Genomic DNA, 17,102 nt, shown 5'->3' with positions numbered 1-17,102 from the left:
CAAGCAAAATAGAATCGAAATTTATTAGTTGCTACGTTTCCACTGGAGACCCCCCCTAAAAAAGGGCGACATCACTGTCGTCCTTCTTTTCCATCTTGCCCTTTGCCGCTTACGTCGCGCTAAACAACGTGTGCGGATCAATCACAAACTTCTTCGGTGCGTCATCCAGGCTGATCACCTGTACACGATTTCAGCAATGTTGATACGGCCCCAAATGATCGCCTGCACCAGTTGGCGGTTTCATTTCATGAGTGAGGACTGGCTGCTGCGGGCAGCTAAACCTAACACTTTTGCTAGCTAGACAGCCGACCTTCTACCTGAACATGATGTTGCTATCTGTATTTTCCATAGAGCAAAGCCCATGTCCTCCGCAGATGAAACCGTGCTCTGCCGTTACCACTACGACCCACTGGATCGCTTGACCGACTGCACACCACCGACCCAGGCCCGCGCCCAGCGCTTCTACCTGAAGGAGCGCCTGACCAGCGAAATCCAGGGCTCGGTAGAGCGGTCGATTTTCCAACAGGACGAGCAACTCCTGGCGCAACAACAGCGCCAGGATGGCGCCGTCGGAACCACTTTGCTCGCCACCGATCAGCAACGCTCGGTGCTACACGCGCTCGATGCCACGCAGCCTCATCCCCTCGCCTATACCCCGTACGGCCACCGCCCTGCCGAGAACGGCTTACTAAGCCTGCTCGGCTTCAACGGCGAACGGCCGGACCCGGTGACGGGGCATTATTTGTTAGGCAATGGTTATCGGGTGTTCAATCCGGGGTTGATGCGATTTAACAGTCCGGACAGTTTGAGTCCGTTTGGGAAGGGTGGGCTGAATGCGTATACCTATTGCGACGGGGATCCGCTTAATAGGCGGGATCCAACAGGACACTTCTTTTTTCCTAAAGGGTTTAATCCTCTCAAAGGGCTCAGAAACTTGTTGGGCCAAAAAAATCCCCCCATAAAGCTGAAGCCCCCTCGCCGACCAAACAATATGCTGTGGGTTACCATGGCACTACGGATAGCAGCGCACAAAATTTGCTCAACCGCGGAGTTCTGGATGGATATGCAGGGGCCAACAGCAAACCGGAAGACTTGGTACTGGGTGAAGGATTCTACATAGCCACAGATCCCGGAGTGGCAGAGGAATACGCTCGTTCATTGCTCTCAAAAAGCGAACGCACAATCGTACTAAAAGTATACGTAACCGATATGCCTTCAAAAGCACTCGACATTGACTATTACCGAGGCGAGGGGATGAGCGAGGGGATAAAGTCTTTGCGCCCTCATATTTATGAGGATATTTCATTTAAATACCATGGTTCTTTCAGGCGCAACCCTATGACTGTTCAAGTCAATCAGGTCCGCCAATGAATAGGCTTCGGACCTTCGGTGCATGCATGCGGCGAGCAATGAAAATAACGACTAATAAAAAAGGGCGACATCACTGTCGCCCTTTTTTCCGTCTTGCTTCCAACCTTACGCCGCACTAAACAACTTATGCGGATCAATCACAAACTTCTTCGGCACGCCCGCATCGAACTCGCCATACCCCTTCGGCGCATCATCCAGGCTGATCACCTGTACACCGACGATTTCGGCAATGTTGATACGGTCCCACATGATCGCCTGCATCAGCTGGCGGTTGTACTTCATCACTGGGGTCTGGCCGGTGTGGAAGCTGTGGGATTTGGCCCAGCCGAGGCCGAAGCGGATGCTCAGGCTGCCCATTTTGGCTGCGGCATCGACGGCGCCCGGGTCTTCGGTGACGTAGAGGCCAGGGATGCCGATCTTGCCGGCGACACGGACCACGCCCATCAACGAGTTGAGCACGGTGGCCGGGGCCTCGTGCTTGACGCCGTCATGACCGTGACCACGGGCTTCGAAGCCGACGCAGTCGACGGCGCAATCCACTTCCGGCTCGCCCAGCAGTGCGGCGATTTGCTCGTGCAGCGGGGTGTCGGTGGACAGGTCGACGATTTCGAAACCCTGGGCCTTGGCATGGGCCAGGCGGATCGAGTTGACGTCGCCGATGATGACCACTGCCGCGCCCAGCAGGCGTGCGGAAGCGGCAGCCGCCAGGCCAACCGGGCCGGCACCGGCGATGTACACGGTGCTGCCAGGGCCAACACCTGCTGTCACGGCGCCGTGGTAGCCGGTCGGCAGGATGTCGGACAGGCAGGTCAGGTCACGGATTTTCTCCATGGCCTTGTCGCGGTCCGGCAGCTTCAAGAGGTTGAAGTCGGCGTACGGCACCAGCACGTATTCGGCCTGGCCGCCGGTCCAGTCGCCCATGTCCACGTAACCGTAGGCACCGCCGGCACGGGCCGGGTTGACGGTCAGGCAGACGCCGGTGTGTTGCTCTTTGCAGGAACGGCAGCGCCCACACGCCACGTTGAACGGCACCGACACCAGATCACCGATTTTCAGGTTCTCGACATCGCTGCCCTTTTCGATCACTTCACCGGTGATTTCGTGACCCAGGACCAGACCGGTCTGAGCGGTGGTACGGCCACGCACCATGTGTTGGTCGGAGCCGCAGATGTTGGTGGAGACCACGCGCAGGATGACGCCGTGCTCGATCTTCCTGCCGCGCGGGTCCTGCATTTTTGGATAGTCGATTTTCTGTACTTCGACCTTGCCGTTGCCCAGATACACGACACCACGATTGCCAGACATGCTTTCACCTCGCTGTTGTTTTTATGGAACCGCGTTGCCCAGACAGGCAGCGCGTTGAGTGCTCGGGTTGGTGCTTGTGTCTTGTTACTTTGTCGTCTGTAAGGGCCTCTTCGCGAGCAAGCCCGCTCCCACATTGGATTTTGGTTGAACCGCGATCTGTGTACCGACACAACTCCTGTGGGAGCGGGCTTGCTCGCGAATGGGCTGCGAAGCGGCCCCAAAAATCTAAAGAACGACCGTGCGATTGGCGTTCAAGAACACCCTTCTTTCAATGTGATACCCCACCGCCCGCGCCAACGTCAGGCCTTCGATGTCCCGGCCCTTGGCGATCAGGTCCTCGGGATAGTGGCTGTGGTCCACCACTTCCACGCCCTGGGCGATGATCGGGCCTTCGTCCAGGTCGTTGTTGATGTAGTGCGCCGTGGCGCCGACCAGCTTCACCCCTTTGTTGTAGGCCTGGTGATACGGCTTGGCGCCCTTGAACCCCGGCAGCAGGGAGTGGTGGATGTTGATGGCCTTGCCGTCGAGCTTGCGGCACAGCTCCGGCGACAGCACCTGCATGTAGCGCGCGAGGATCACCAGCTCGGCGCCGGTGTCCTCGATGACCTGCCACACCTGCCGTTCCTGGCCTGGCTTGTCGTTCGGGTCCAGGGGGAAATGGTAGTAGGGAATCTGGTGCCAGTCGGCCAACGGCTTGAGATCCGGGTGATTGGACACCACGGCGACCACATCCATGGACAACTGGCCGATGCGCTGGCGATAGAGCAAGTCGTTCAGGCAGTGATCGGCCTTGGACACCATGATCACGACTTTGGGCCGGTAGTTAGGCGGCGTCAGTTCGAAGACCATGCCAAAGGCTTCGGCGCGCTCGGCCAGGCCGGCGCGAAAGTTTTGCTCGTCGAAGCCATCCGGCTGACGAAACTCCACGCGAATGAAAAAACGCCCCGAGAGCCGGTCATCAAAAGAATGGTGTTCGGTGACGTAGCAGCCCTGCTCGAACAGAAAGCGGGTCACCGCGTCCACCGTGCCGAGCATGCTGGGGCAGTCGGCGGTGAGAATCCATGTATCCGGGGCGCGGCTCATTGCGGTGACTCCTGTTCGTTATGGATAAGCCCCGCCGAACACAGAACTCTGTGGCGAGGGAGCTTGCTCCCGCTCGGTTGCGTAGCAACCGCCAAAAGCGAGGGCCGCTTCGCAGCCCAGCGGGAGCAAGCTCCCTCGCCACAAAAGCAGTCCAAGGCCATCAATCAGGCCTGCACACTCAACCCATACTCAGCCGCCGCATCCTGCAACCACAGCCACCAGTAATCGGAGAAGCTGCGGCGGATCACCAGCTCCCAAGTGTCTTCGGCGGTATGGCGGATCACCAGTTGCGACTTGGCGAACACCGTGCCCACGGCCTTGCCCACCGGGAAGTTGCTTGGGTGGACATCGTAGCTGGTGGATTTCATCAGCACGTCGCGCACGTTCGGGCCGGACAGTTCGAGGATCTGCTGGCCGCCGCTGACGTTGACGATCTGGATGTGCAGCTCGCCCAGGGCTTCGCGAAGTTTTTTCTCGGCGGCGAACTCTTCACCGCTCGGCACCACCAGCAGCCACTCATCCGGGCCAAGCCACTGCAGGCTGGTTTCACCCTTGATGATGACGGCCAGTGCACCCGGCAACTCCAGGCCCAAGGCCTTGTGCACGCCGGCGGCGAACGCTGGGTCGTGGCCATCGCCACGAATCGTCAGGTGGCCCAGGAGTTTTTTCTCGCGCACGGTCACGCCGGCGTTCTTGCGACCCTTGCCCACCAGGCTGGCGAGGTCGGCATGGTGCAGCGACGACTCGGCCTTGGCCCCGGTGGTTGGGCGTTGTTGGTACACGTTGACTGCGGTCATATGGAGCACCTGTCTTGAATTCTGTTGTTCCGGCATTTGTGGTGACTGTCCTGCCGCCTTCGCGAGCAAGCCCGCTCCCACATTGGATTGATGCCTGGCTCAAATTCCTTTGGCGACTTCAATCCTGTGGGAGCGGGCTTGCTCGCGAATGAGGCGACGCGGTGTAACTGCCCACCCACAGGACCAAAGTCCCTTTAGATATTCTGCCGATCCCCCTTCGGATCGAAGAACACCGAAGAAACAATCTCTGCCTCGATCACGCTGCCGTCGGCCAGGGGGGCGAAGACTCGCTCGCCCATCCGCTTGAGCCCGCCCTTGACCACGCCCATGGCAAATGAATAACCCAGGGAGTTGTGGGCATAGCTGGAGGTCACGTGGCCGACCATGGTCATAGGGATCGCCTGCTTGGTGTTGAACACCAGTTGCGCACCTTCCGGCAGCCAGACATTCGGGTCGATCGGCTTGAGGCCCACCAGTTGCTTGCGCTCTTCACGCACGCAATCTTCGCGGTTCATGCCACGCCAGCCGATCCACGAGAACGGTTTGGTACGGCCTACGCACCAGCCCATGTTCAAGTCGTCCGGGGTCATCGAGCTGTCGGTGTCCTGACCGACAATGATGAAGCCCTTCTCGGCCCGCAGTACGTGCATGGTCTCGGTGCCGTACGGGGTCAGGTTGTACTTTTTGCCGGCCTCGACGATTTTTTCCAGCACGCCCATGGCGTAGTCGGCTTGCACGTTGACTTCGTACGACAGCTCACCGGTAAACGAAATCCGGAACACCCGCGCCGGCACGCCGCCCACCTGGCCTTCTTTCCAGGTCATGAACGGGAACGCGTCCTTGTCCAGGTCGATGTCGGTGACTTCGCTCAGCAGCTTGCGGCTGTTGGGACCGGACAGGGTCATGGTCGCCCAATGGTCGGTGACCGAGGTGAAGTACACCTTCAGATCCGGCCATTCGGTCTGGTGATAGATCTCCAGCCATTGCAGCACACGGGCCGCGCCGCCAGTGGTGGTGGTCATGATGAAATGGTTGTCCGCCATACAAGCGGTCACACCATCGTCGAAGACCATGCCGTCTTCCTTGCACATCAGGCCGTAGCGGGCCTTGCCCACGTCGAGCTTGGTCCAGGCGTTGGTGTAGACGCGGTTGAGAAACTCGCGGGCGTCCGGGCCCTGGATGTCGATCTTGCCCAGGGTCGAGGCGTCCAGCAGGCCAACGCTGTCGCGCACGGCCTTGCATTCGCGCTTGACTGCGGCGTGCATGTCTTCGCCATTCTTCGGGAAGTACCATGGGCGCTTCCATTGGCCGACATCTTCAAACTCAGCACCGTTCTTCACATGCCAGGCATGCAGCGCGGTGAAACGCACCGGTTCGAAGATGTGCCCACAGTGACGACCCGCCACCGCGCCGAAAGTCACCGGCGTGTAGTTCGGACGGAACATGGTGGTGCCCATCTGCGGGATGCTCACGTTCAGCGAGCGGGCCGCGATGGCCAGGCCGTTGACGTTGCCCAGTTTGCCCTGGTCGGTGCCGAAGCCCAGTGCGGTGTAGCGCTTGACGTGCTCCACCGACTCGAAGCCTTCGCGGGTGGCGAGCTCGATGGCGGCAGCGGTGACGTCGTTCTGCAGGTCGACGAATTGCTTCGGCGCCCGTGCCGTGGATTTTTCGTGGGGCACCTGGAACAGCGCCAGGGTTGGCTCCTCATGACGGCTCAGGGCTTTGGGCAATACACCCTCAACCGCCTTGAAACCGGCTTCAGTGGCTGCGCGCACGCCGCCCTCGAAGCCATCGGCCAAGGTATCGCCGAGACTGTAGACACCATTCACACCACCGACGCAGACACGCTTCTGCGGCGCTTCGCCGGGTACGAAACCGAGGATGTCTTCACGCCAGGTCGGCTTGCCGCCCAGGTGCGAAGCCAGGTGAACCACTGGGCTGTAGCCGCCGGAGCTGGCCACCAGGTCGCAGTCCAGCCATTCGCCGGGACTGGTGACTTTGTGCGCCCTGACATCGATGGCGGCGATGCGCGCTGCGGTAACGCGCTTGCTACCACGGGCCTCGATTACCGCGCTGCCGGTGAGGATGCGAATGCCTTTGGCACGCGCCTCTTCCACCAGCGCACCACGTGGATTGGTGCGGGCATCGGCCACGGCGACCACTTGCAGGCCGGCATCGAACCAGTCCAGCGCGACGCGATAGGCATGGTCGTTGTTGGTGCTCAGCACCAGTTTCTTGCCCGGTGCCACGCCGTAGCGGCGCACGTAGGTGGACACTGCGCCGGCCAGCATGTTGCCCGGCACGTCGTTGTTGCCGTAGACCAGCGGACGCTCGCAGGCGCCGGTGGCCAGGACCACGCGCTTGGCGCGGACCCGGTGGATGCGCTGGCGCACCTGGCCAATCGGCGCACGATCACCGAGGTGGTCGGTGAGGCGCTCGTGGATAGTCAGGAAGTTGTGGTCGTGGTAACCGTTCACCGTGGCACGAGGCAGCAGCACCACTTCGGGCATCGATTTCAACTCGGCGATCACCGCCGCGACCCATTCGGTCGCCGGCTTGCCGTCCAGGCTTTCGCGGGAGTCGAGCAGGCTGCCGCCGAACTCTTCCTGCTCATCGGCCAGGATCACTCGCGCACCGCTGCGGGCGGCTGCCAATGCAGCGGCCAGGCCGGCAGGGCCGGCGCCGACGATGAGCACGTCGCAGTGACGGTTCATGTAGTCGTAGGTGTCCGGATCGTTCTCGGTCGGAGAGCGACCCAACCCTGCGGCCTTGCGGATGTACTTCTCATAAGTCATCCAGAACGATTGCGGGTACATGAAGGTTTTGTAGTAGAAACCCGGTGGCATCAGCTTGCCGCCGACTTTGCCGAGAATGCCCATCATGTCGTTGTTCACGTTCGGCCAGCCGTTGGTGCTGGTGGCGACCAAACCTTGATACAGCGCCTGTTGCGTGGCGCGCACGTTCGGGATCTGCGTGGCTTCGGTGGCACCGATCTGCAGCACCGCATTCGGTTCTTCGGCGCCGGCGGCGAAGATGCCGCGCGGGCGGGAATACTTGAAGCTGCGGCCAATGATGTCGACGCCGTTGGCCAGCAGTGCAGCGGCCAGGGAATCGCCTTCAAAACCTTTGTAGGTCTGGCCGTTGAAGGTGAAGCTCAGCACTTTGTTGCGGTCGATCCGTCCGCCGTTGGACAGGCGATTGATCTGGCTCATACCTTCTCTCCCAGAGCCTGTGCAGCCGCTTTCGGACTGTCAGCCTTGTCGGTGAACTGCGGCTTTTGGCCGATCTTGTAGGTTTCGAGAATCTCGTAGGTCACGGTGTCACGGGTCGCGTTGAAATACTGGCGGCAGCCGGCGACGTGGTCCCAGAGTTCATGGTGCAACCCGCGTGGGTTGTCACGGAAGAACATGTAGTCGCCCCACTCCGCGTCGGTGCAGGCATTCGGATCCAGCGGACGCGGGATATGCGCCTGGCCGGATGCATGGAATTCCTCTTCGGAGCGCAGTTCGCCGCAGTGAGGACAGAAGATGTGCAACATAGGGATTTCTCCTGTTAGTGGGCGACGGCAGCAGCGCCGTGTTCGTCGATCAGAGCGCCGTTGTGGAAACGGTCGATGGAAAACGGCGCGGCCAGTGGGTGCATTTCACCCTTGGCCAGGCTTGCAGCGAAGACGTTGCCCGAGCCCGGGGTGGCCTTGAAGCCGCCGGTGCCCCAACCGCAGTTGAAGAACATGTTCGGCACCGGCGTCTTGGAGATGATCGGGCAGGCGTCCGGCGTGGTATCGACGATGCCGCCCCACTGGCGGTTCATGCGCACCCGCGACAGCACCGGGAACATCTCGACGATGGCTTGGACGGTGTGCTCGATCACCGGGTACGAGCCACGCTGGCCGTAGCCGTTGTAGCCGTCGATACCGGCGCCGATCACCAGGTCGCCCTTGTCGGACTGGCTGATGTAGCCGTGCACGGCGTTGGACATGATCACGCTGTCGATAATCGGCTTGATCGGCTCGGACACCAGTGCTTGCAGCGGGTGGGATTCGATCGGCAGGCGGAAGCCCGCGAGCTTGGCCATGTGCCCGGAGTTACCGGCGGTCACCACGCCGACGCGCTTGGCGCCGATGAAGCCCTTGTTGGTTTCCACACCGATGCACACGCCGTTTTCCTTGCGGAAACCGATCACTTCGGTCTGCTGGATCAGGTCCACGCCCAACGCGTCCGCCGCCCGGGCAAAGCCCCAGGCCACGGCATCGTGACGGGCCACGCCGCCGCGACGCTGGACGGTGGCGCCCATCACCGGGTAGCGGGTGTTTTTCGAGCAGTCCAGGTAAGGAATCTCGTCTGCTACTTGCTTGGCGTTGAGCAGCTCACCGTCGACGCCGTTGAGGCGGTTGGCGCTGACCCGGCGCTCGGAATCACGGATGTCTTGCAGGGTGTGGCACAGATTGTAGACGCCACGCTGGGAGAACATCACGTTGTAGTTCAGGTCCTGGGACAGGCCTTCCCACAGCTTCATCGCATGTTCGTACAGATGGGCCGATTCGTCCCACAGGTAGTTGGAGCGCACGATGGTGGTGTTGCGCGCGGTGTTACCGCCGCCCAGCCAGCCCTTCTCGACCACGGCCACGTTGGTGATGCCGTGCTCCTTGGCCAGGTAGTAAGCGGTTGCCAGGCCATGCCCGCCACCGCCGACGATGACCACGTCGTAGACTTTTTTCGGGGTCGGCGTGCGCCACATCCGCTGCCAGTTTTCGTGATGGCTGAGTGAGTGTTTGAAGAGGCCGAAGCCCGAATAGCGTTGCATAGTCATTACTCCAAAACCGACTCAGCGATAAACCGGGAAATCCGCGCACAGGGCCGACACTTGCTGGGCGACGTTGGCCTCGACATCGGCGTCGCCGAGGTTGTCGAGAATGTCGCAGATCCAGCCGGCCAACGTGACGCACTGGGAGACCTTGAAACCGCGCGTGGTCACCGCCGGGGTGCCGATGCGCAGGCCCGACGTCACGAATGGCGATTGCGGGTCGTTCGGCACGGCGTTCTTGTTCACGGTGATGTGGGCGCGGCCCAGGGCGGCATCGGCGTCCTTGCCGGTCAGGCCCTGACGGATCAGGCTGACCAGGAACAGGTGGTTATCGGTGCCACCGGACACTACATCGTAGCCGCGCTTGATGAACACGCCAGCCATGGCCTGGGCGTTATCGATCACTTGCTGCTGATAAGCCTTGAAACCTGGCTCCGCCGCTTCCTTGAAGCACACCGCCTTGCCGGCGATCACGTGCATCAGCGGGCCGCCCTGGGCACCGGGGAATACCGCGGCGTTGAGCTTCTTCTCGATCTCTTCGTTGGACTTGGCCAGGATCAAGCCACCGCGTGGACCGCGCAGGGTTTTGTGGGTCGTGGTGGTGACCACATCGGCGTAAGGCAGCGGGTTCGGGTACAGGCCGGCGGCGACCAGGCCGGCGACGTGGGCCATGTCGACGAACAACAGGGCACCGACCTTGTCGGCGATCTGGCGGAAACGTGGGAAATCCAGGGTCTTGGAGTACGCCGAGAAACCGGCCACGATCATTTTCGGCTTGTGCTCGACCGCCAGGCGCTCGACTTCGTCGTAGTCGATCAGGCCAGTGGTGGTGTCGATGCCGTACTGCACCGCGTTATAGAGCTTGCCCGAGGACGACACCTTGGCGCCGTGGGTCAGGTGACCGCCGTGGGCCAGGCTCATGCCCAGGATGGTGTCGCCGGCCTGCAGCAAAGCCAGGTATACGGCGCTGTTGGCCGAAGAACCGGAGTGCGGCTGGACGTTGGCGTAATCGGCACCGAACAGCTGCTTGGCGCGTTCGATCGCCAGGGCTTCGACTTTGTCGACGTGCTCGCAGCCACCGTAGTAGCGCTTGCCTGGATAACCTTCGGCGTACTTGTTGGTCAGGCCGCTGCCCTGGGCCTGCATCACGCGCTTGCTGGTGTAGTTCTCTGACGCAATCAGCTCGATGTGATCTTCCTGGCGTTGCTCCTCGGCGTTCATCGCCGCCAGCAGTGCATCGTCGTAACCTTGGATTTGGTCTTGCTTGCTGAACATTGCATCTCTCCCAGCGGCGACGGTGCGCCATTCGTCTCGGTGAGGCACTGACCACCGTTTCGGTCGTGCCCTTTGGATGCGATGGTATGGCTGGCGCAGGCAGGTCAAATGCCTATGGACGCCACGCAAAGGTGCGTTTACGACATGCACAGCAAAGGAGGGCCGGCGCCAACCTCCGTGGCGAGGGAGCTTGCTCCCGCTCGACTGCGAAGCAGTCGTAAAACCGGCAAACGCGGTGTACCTGATAAAGCGCACCCTCAGGTTTGGGGCTACTGCGTAGCCCAGCGGGAGCAAGCTCCCTCGCCACGGGGGGTTACGCGGCGATCTGGCGAACCACAAGCAAAACCAGGAAATGCGCCGGATAAAGCCCATAAGCCCAGCGCCGCATCGCCAGCGGACGAAAACGACCGGCCCGTCGCAAAAGAAACAACCCAAGCCCTGGCGCAATCAGGCAAGCCAGCAGCCCCCACAACGCCACCGCATCTCCCAGCCACGCCGCGCCATACAACACCCGCCATTGATTGGCCGCCACACATACCCCTGCGGGCAAGACCGCGAAATACCAAGGCCGGCGCAACACCAGCAACATCGCCAGGGGCAACAGCACACCGAAAAAACCGAACATCAGTTGCGATGAAAACAGCGCCGCCAGCAGCAACGCGCTTGCCGCCAGGCCTCGCGCTTTCAGGGTCGATGTCTGCCAGCCGCGTGCTACCAGCAGGCCCAGGACCAAAGTCGGCATCACGTTCAGGGTGGACGCGTCGGGAAAGAACAGCCGATAGGGAATTTCACTCACCGCACTGAACAACAGCAACCAACCCAGGTAGCGCCACGAGCTGGCACCGGTCCCGGAGCGTCCAAGGTTTGCCGCCATCGCCAGGCAGAACCACGGAAACGCCAAGCGCCCCGGCACGTACAGCCAATCGACGGAGTAACCGACATATCGCAGATGATCGAGAATCATCGCCAACAGAGCCAGCCACTTGAGCAGGTCCAGCGCCCCGTCGCGCCGGCTCATGTAGATAATGGCCCGATGATTTTGTGAATTCCTGACAGAAACATCCGGTGTGTTCCCCCGCTAATCTTGGGTAAAGTGCGCACCAAACCATGATCGACCACGGCGTTGCGCACTCAAGCGCGCCGAACCATGGAATCCCCCACCCGGGAATTCCGCCAGGGATCTCTTACCCAGGACTCTCTATCTCAGGAGCAAGGCCATGACCGACAAGAGTCAACAGTTCGCCAGCGACAACTATTCCGGCATTTGCCCCGAAGCCTGGGCCGCCATGGCAGAGGCCAACCAGGGCCACCAGCGCGCCTACGGTGACGATGAATGGACCCACCGCGCGGCGGATGATTTCCGGGCCTTGTTCGAAACCGACTGCGAAGTGTTCTTCGCGTTCAATGGCACCGCGGCCAACTCCCTGGCGCTGTCTTCGCTGTGCCAGAGTTACCACAGCGTGATCTGCTCGGAAACCGCCCACGTCGAAACCGACGAATGTGGCGCGCCGGAGTTCTTCTCCAACGGATCCAAGCTGTTGGTGGCCCGCACGGAAAACGGCAAGCTGACCCCCGACGCCATCCGCGAGGTCGCCCTCAAGCGCCAGGACATCCATTACCCCAAGCCACGGGTCGTGACCCTCACCCAGGCCACGGAAGTCGGCAGCGTCTACACGCCGGAAGAAATCCGCGCCATCAGCGTCACCTGCAAGGAATTGGGGCTGAACCTGCACATGGACGGCGCGCGGTTCTCCAACGCCTGCGCCTTCCTCGGCTGCACCCCGGCGGACCTGACCTGGAAGGCCGGCGTGGACGTGTTGTGCTTCGGCGGTACGAAAAACGGCATGGCGGTGGGTGAAGCGATCCTGTTCTTCAACCACGACCTGGCCGAAGACTTCGACTACCGCTGCAAGCAGGCCGGGCAACTGGCCTCGAAAATGCGCTTTCTTTCCGCGCCTTGGGTCGGCCTGCTGCAGAACGAGGCCTGGCTCAAGCACGCCCGCCACGCCAACCACTGCGCGCAATTGCTGGCGCAACTGGTCAGCGACATTCCTGGTGTGGAACTGATGTTCCCGGTCCAGGCCAACGGCGTGTTCCTGCAACTGTCGGAACCGGCCATTGCCGCGCTTACCAACAAGGGCTGGCGTTTCTACACCTTCATCGGCAAGGGCGGCGCACGCTTCATGTGCTCGTGGGACACCGAAGAAGCGCGGGTGCGGGAATTGGCGGCGGATATTCGAGAAGTGATGAGTCTTTAAGGCGACTCCCAAAGCCTGCGTGGCTTTGGGAGGCTTTTTGTGGCGAGGGAGCTTGCTCCCGCTGGGTCGCGCAGCGGCCCCAAGATTTCAAAAGCGACGACTGCTGCGCAGCCGAGCGGGAGCAAGCTCCCTCGCCACAGGGGGCTCATCGCCGATCAAAACTCGATCCGCACATCCCCTTTCGGCACGCTGCAGCACGACAGGATGTACCCCTCGGCCTCGTCGTCCTCGGTGATGCCGCCGTTGTGCTCCATCTCCACTTCCCCACCCAGCTTCATGACCTTGCAGGTGCCGCAGATGCCCATGCCGCAGGCCTTGGGAATCAGCAGGCCGAGCTTGGCGGCCGCGGCATGGACGGTTTCGCCCGGTGCCACGGCGATGCTCTTGCCCGAGGCGACGAATTCGACCTGGTGCAAATCCGCTTTATCGACTTCAGGCGCATCCGCCGCCTGCTCGGCCTGTTCCACCGCATCGGCACGGGCTTCCGCTGGCGTGGCGCCGAAGGACTCCTCGTGGTAACGCTTCATGTCGTAGCCGGCGGCTTCCAACAGGCGCTTGACCGCGCTCATGTACGGCGTCGGGCCGCAGCAGAACACTTCGCGCTCGAGGAAATCGGGCACCATCAATTCCAGCATCTTGTGGTTCAGGTATCCGCGATACCCGGCCCAAGGCTCGCCCAGGCCGTGTTTTTCACAGATCAGGTGCAAGCTGAAGTTGTCGATCCGCGACGCCATGTGCTCCAGCTCGCGGTGGTAAATGATGTCCTTGGGGGACCGGGCGCTGTGGACGAAGGTCATGTCGACGTTGGCGTTGGTGTCGTAGAACCAGCGCGCCATGGACATGCACGGGGTGATCCCCACGCCACCACTCAGGTACAGGACTTTGGGGCTGGGGAAATCCATTGCGTTGAACAAGCCCACCGGCCCGTGAACCGCCAGCTCCTGGCCTTCATGCAGGGTGTCATGCAGCCAGTTGGAAACCTTGCCCCCCGGCACGCGCTTGATGGTCACCGAGAAACTGTAGGGCACCGACGGCGAGCTGGAGATGGTGTAGGAACGCATGATCGGCTGGCCTTCGATTTCCAGCTCCAGGGTGACAAACTGCCCGGGCTTGAAAAAGAACATGATCGGCTGGTCGGCCATAAAGCAGAACGTGCGCACATCCCAGGTTTCCTGGATGACTTTGACGCAACGCACGATATGTCGGCCATTGGCCCAGGTCTGGGTCGTGACCGGGTTCAGGAAGTTATTGGACATGCTGATCTCCACGGCCGACTGCCGGCCTTCATGATGGCGATTGTGCGCAGGCGCTGGCACCACCGTTTACCTATTCGCGACATTGACATACTTATCGCGACCAGCCCCCAACCACCGGGTCTTGGGCGTCGGGAACAGATTGGGCCATGTCGCCCATGGATAAGGTTCTGCACCTGCGCGGCCCCACACTCGCCACAACAGATAACGAAGTTTTTCTGCCTTGCGTAGCACAACCGATTAGTCATTTTCACCGGCTCCGCTTAGAGGGCCACGAGGATAAAACGATGGACGTCACCACTACCCTGAGCCTGGGCGATCCGCTGGAACCCGCACGCAAGGCCACCGCGCAAATGCTGCAAGAGCGCGAACGCACCTACTCGTTGCCGCAACCGTTCTACAGCGATGAGCGCCTGTTTGATATCGACATGCAGGAAATCTTCCAGAAGGAATGGTTGATCGCCGGCATGACCTGCGAGATCCCGGCCAAGGGCAACTACCTGACCCTGCAAGTCGGCAAGAACCCGATCATCGTGATTCGCGGCGCCGAAGGTGTGGTGCACGCGTTCCATAACGTCTGCCGCCACCGCGGTTCGCGCCTGTGCACCAGCGAGAAAGGCAAGGTCGCCAAGCTGGTCTGCCATTATCACCAATGGACCTACGAACTGGACGGTCGCCTGCTGTTCGCCGGCACCGAGATGGGCGCCGACTTCGACATGAAGCAGTACGGCCTGAAGCCTGTGAACGTGAAGACCGCTGGCGGCTACATCTTCATCAGCCTGGCCGAGAACCCGCCAGCCATCGATGATTTCCTGTCGACGCTGAACCATTACATGGAACCGTACGACATGGAGAACACCAAGGTGGCGGTGCAAACCACCTTGATGGAAAAGGCCAACTGGAAACTGGTGCTGGAGAACAACCGCGAGTGCTACCACTGCAACGCCTCGCACCCTGAACTGCTCAAGACTCTGCTGGAGTGGGACGACGTCACCGACCCGCGCGCCGACCAGGCGTTCAAGGACCACGTAGCCGCCTCCGCTGCTGCCTGGGAAGCCGAGAAGATCCCTTACGCCCACGCCAGTTTCGGCCTGCGCAACCGTATCGTGCGCATGCCGCTGCTCAAGGGCACCGTGTCGATGACCCTGGACGGCAAGCAAGGCTGCGCCAAGCTGATGGGCCGCATCAAGAACCCGGACCTGGGCTCGATGCGCATCCTGCACTTGCCACATTCGTGGAACCACTGCATGGGCGACCACATCATCGTGTTCACCGTGTGGCCGATCAGCGCCCAGGAAACCATGGTCACCACCAAGTGGATCGTGCATAAGGACGCGGTCGAAGGCGTGGATTACGACGTGGCGCGCATGCGTGAGGTCTGGGACGCCACCAATGACCAGGACCGTCGCCTGGCCGAAGAAAACCAGCGCGGCATCAACTCCACTGCCTACCAGCCGGGTCCGTATTCCAAGACTTATGAGTTCGGTGTGGTGAACTTCGTGGACTGGTACAGCGAGCGTCTGCTCAACAACCTGGGGGCCGAGCCCGCGCCGTACCTCAAGGGCGTTCCGGTCCAGGGCTGACAGCAAAAGCTTCGCGAGCAGGCTCGCTCCCACAGTTGGCCCGGTTTCTTCAGAAGAAATGCGGTCGAATGTGGGAGCGGGCTTGCTCGCGAAAGCGGTCTAGCATTCACCCATTACTTGGAAGACCACCGCACCGACCCATCCTCCCCATAAAACGTCTCTTCGATGTTCTCTCCCACCAGCCGCACCTTCACATACCCATTCAACACCCGCTCCGGATACACCACGTCCCCCGCCAGCTGAGTCTCTGACCACAACACCCGGGCATGCCCGTTCAGTTCGCTGGTGGTGCCGTAGGGTATCGCCCCGTGCCCGGCGCAGCGTGCATGCAAGCCGCCCTGGGTGGCGTAGCAGATACCGTTGTGCAAATGGCCCCAGTACCAATAGTCCGGTTCACGCCCCAGGGCATCGCATACCGGTTGGTAAAGCGCGGTCTTGTTGTGCCCGGAAATATCGAAGCCCTGGTGATGACTGAGCACCATCAGCTTCTTGCGCTTGGGCAGGCTCTTCATCCACTCGATCTGTTGCGTATTGAGGGTGCCGTCCATGTACAGGTTCATGGCGTCCGAGGCGTAGGCGCTGTCGAGGCCGACCACCAGCCAGTCGTCGCTGTACAAGGCAAAGTAACTGGTGCCCTGCTGCACCGGGAAGCGCTTGGCCAGCTCCTTGAAGTAACCGTGGGCGCCGCTGTACATCTCATGGTTGGAGTTGAGGGTGAACGAGCCATGCTTGCCCTGGGGCCAGCCGACCATGTCGACGTCTTCCTGGGAATGAGTGCCGGCGTAATAGACATCACCCAGATGGATGGTGAAATCGGCCAGGGCCAGTTGCATCTGGTTGGCTACGGCCACCGCCGGTGCGTGACTGTCGAAGGGCCCGGTGCCCCAGTCGCCAGCGATGGCCAGGACGACGTCGCTGTCCATTTTCACCAGCGCCGGAGTCGTGGCAAACGGCGCGTGGTGGCGCAGGTTCTCGATCCACTTGAGCAACGCCTCGCTCCACAACAGATCCAGCAGCTCCCATTTGCGACAGCCCAGCAATGTGCCGTCCTTGAGCACCCGGGTTGGCAACTCGTCTTCGCTTTGCGGCAACGGCGTGGCGTTGCCGATCTTCAGGATCGACAAGCCGTGGGCCAGCTCCCAAGGCACCGCCGGTTCGTCGTCCGGCAAGTCGCCATGCTCGATGACATGCTGCGCCTGGTCGTGGCCTCGTTGCAGCAGCGCGACGATGGCTTGGAACTCCTCGGGCTCCAGGTCGTTGACGAGTTTCTTCCAGGACATCTCCAGCCGCGTGACCAACCCGTGCAGGCGGACCTTGACCTTGTCGAACTCATGTTCCCAATGATGCAGTAATGACATGTGGACGCTCCTTCGC

12 protein-coding genes and 2 pseudogenes are annotated in these 17,102 nt (G+C 61.2%); 3 read left to right on the top strand and 11 right to left on the bottom strand.

The features are described from left to right. Positions 1–109: 109 nt before the first annotated feature. A pseudogene (locus tag PFLQ2_RS29385) lies at positions 110–240 on the bottom strand (formaldehyde dehydrogenase, glutathione-independent); the annotation flags it as partial. Positions 241–361: 121 nt separating this feature from the next. On the opposite strand from PFLQ2_RS29385, the pseudogene PFLQ2_RS27445 reads away from it, so the two are divergent. Then, positions 362–898, top strand: a pseudogene (locus tag PFLQ2_RS27445) (RHS repeat-associated core domain-containing protein); the annotation flags it as partial. A 578-nt stretch (positions 899–1,476) separates the two neighbouring features. Here PFLQ2_RS27445 and fdhA read toward each other — a convergent pair. The 8 genes from fdhA to PFLQ2_RS24940 form a co-directional block, all read right to left on the bottom strand. Further along, positions 1,477–2,676 (bottom strand): formaldehyde dehydrogenase, glutathione-independent, encoded by a 1,200-nt coding sequence (gene fdhA, locus PFLQ2_RS24905; RefSeq protein WP_003177608.1) that lies wholly within the window; start codon positions 2,674–2,676, stop codon positions 1,477–1,479. Positions 2,677–2,901: 225 nt separating this feature from the next. Then, positions 2,902–3,759 (bottom strand): formyltetrahydrofolate deformylase, encoded by an 858-nt coding sequence (gene purU / locus PFLQ2_RS24910; protein ID WP_003177607.1) that lies wholly within the window; start codon positions 3,757–3,759, stop codon positions 2,902–2,904. 164 nt (positions 3,760–3,923) lie between these two features. After that, positions 3,924–4,556, bottom strand: a complete 633-nt coding sequence (locus tag PFLQ2_RS24915) for a sarcosine oxidase subunit gamma (protein ID WP_003177606.1) — start codon at positions 4,554–4,556, stop codon at positions 3,924–3,926. Between the two features lie 194 nt (positions 4,557–4,750). Beyond that, complete coding sequence (locus tag PFLQ2_RS24920; protein ID WP_003177605.1) at positions 4,751–7,768, bottom strand: sarcosine oxidase subunit alpha; 3,018 nt, start codon at positions 7,766–7,768, stop codon at positions 4,751–4,753. Continuing rightward, positions 7,765–8,094, bottom strand: a complete 330-nt coding sequence (locus PFLQ2_RS24925; protein WP_003177604.1) for a sarcosine oxidase subunit delta — start codon at positions 8,092–8,094, stop codon at positions 7,765–7,767. The genes PFLQ2_RS24920 and PFLQ2_RS24925 overlap by 4 nt, the downstream gene beginning before the upstream one ends. Before the next feature lie 14 nt (positions 8,095–8,108). Continuing rightward, on the bottom strand, positions 8,109–9,359 hold the full coding sequence (locus PFLQ2_RS24930) for a sarcosine oxidase subunit beta (protein ID WP_003177603.1): 1,251 nt from the start codon (positions 9,357–9,359) through the stop codon (positions 8,109–8,111). A gap of 21 nt (positions 9,360–9,380) precedes the next feature. Then, complete coding sequence (glyA, locus tag PFLQ2_RS24935; protein ID WP_003177602.1) at positions 9,381–10,634, bottom strand: serine hydroxymethyltransferase; 1,254 nt, start codon at positions 10,632–10,634, stop codon at positions 9,381–9,383. A 313-nt stretch (positions 10,635–10,947) separates the two neighbouring features. Further along, a complete protein-coding gene (locus PFLQ2_RS24940; RefSeq protein ID WP_003177601.1) occupies positions 10,948–11,652 on the bottom strand; it encodes a TraX family protein in 705 nt (234 codons plus the stop codon). Between the two features lie 199 nt (positions 11,653–11,851). Here PFLQ2_RS24940 and PFLQ2_RS24945 point away from each other — a divergent pair, with 199 nt between their 5' ends. Further along, positions 11,852–12,892 carry a threonine aldolase family protein gene (locus PFLQ2_RS24945; protein WP_003177600.1) on the top strand — a complete coding sequence of 347 codons (1,041 nt, stop codon included), beginning with the start codon at positions 11,852–11,854 and terminating at the stop codon, positions 12,890–12,892. Between the two features lie 155 nt (positions 12,893–13,047). On the opposite strand, the gene gbcB is transcribed toward PFLQ2_RS24945, so the two are convergent. Then, positions 13,048–14,148, bottom strand: a complete 1,101-nt coding sequence (gene gbcB / locus PFLQ2_RS24950) for a glycine-betaine demethylase subunit GbcB (RefSeq protein ID WP_003177599.1) — start codon at positions 14,146–14,148, stop codon at positions 13,048–13,050. A 284-nt stretch (positions 14,149–14,432) separates the two neighbouring features. On the opposite strand from gbcB, the gene gbcA reads away from it, so the two are divergent. Next, entirely contained in the window at positions 14,433–15,728 is a 1,296-nt protein-coding gene (gene gbcA, locus PFLQ2_RS24955) for a glycine-betaine demethylase subunit GbcA (protein WP_003177597.1), read from the top strand. A gap of 113 nt (positions 15,729–15,841) precedes the next feature. On the opposite strand, the gene PFLQ2_RS24960 is transcribed toward gbcA, so the two are convergent. Further along, complete coding sequence (locus PFLQ2_RS24960; RefSeq protein WP_003177596.1) at positions 15,842–17,086, bottom strand: metallophosphoesterase family protein; 1,245 nt, start codon at positions 17,084–17,086, stop codon at positions 15,842–15,844. Between the last annotated feature and the right edge of the window lie 16 nt (positions 17,087–17,102).

The organism is Pseudomonas fluorescens Q2-87 (assembly GCF_000281895.1).
Taxonomy (GTDB): Bacteria; Pseudomonadota; Gammaproteobacteria; order Pseudomonadales; family Pseudomonadaceae; genus Aquipseudomonas; species Aquipseudomonas fluorescens_S.
The sequence above is the reverse complement of the archived record's forward strand: the minus strand, read 5'-3'. Positions and strand labels throughout refer to the sequence as shown.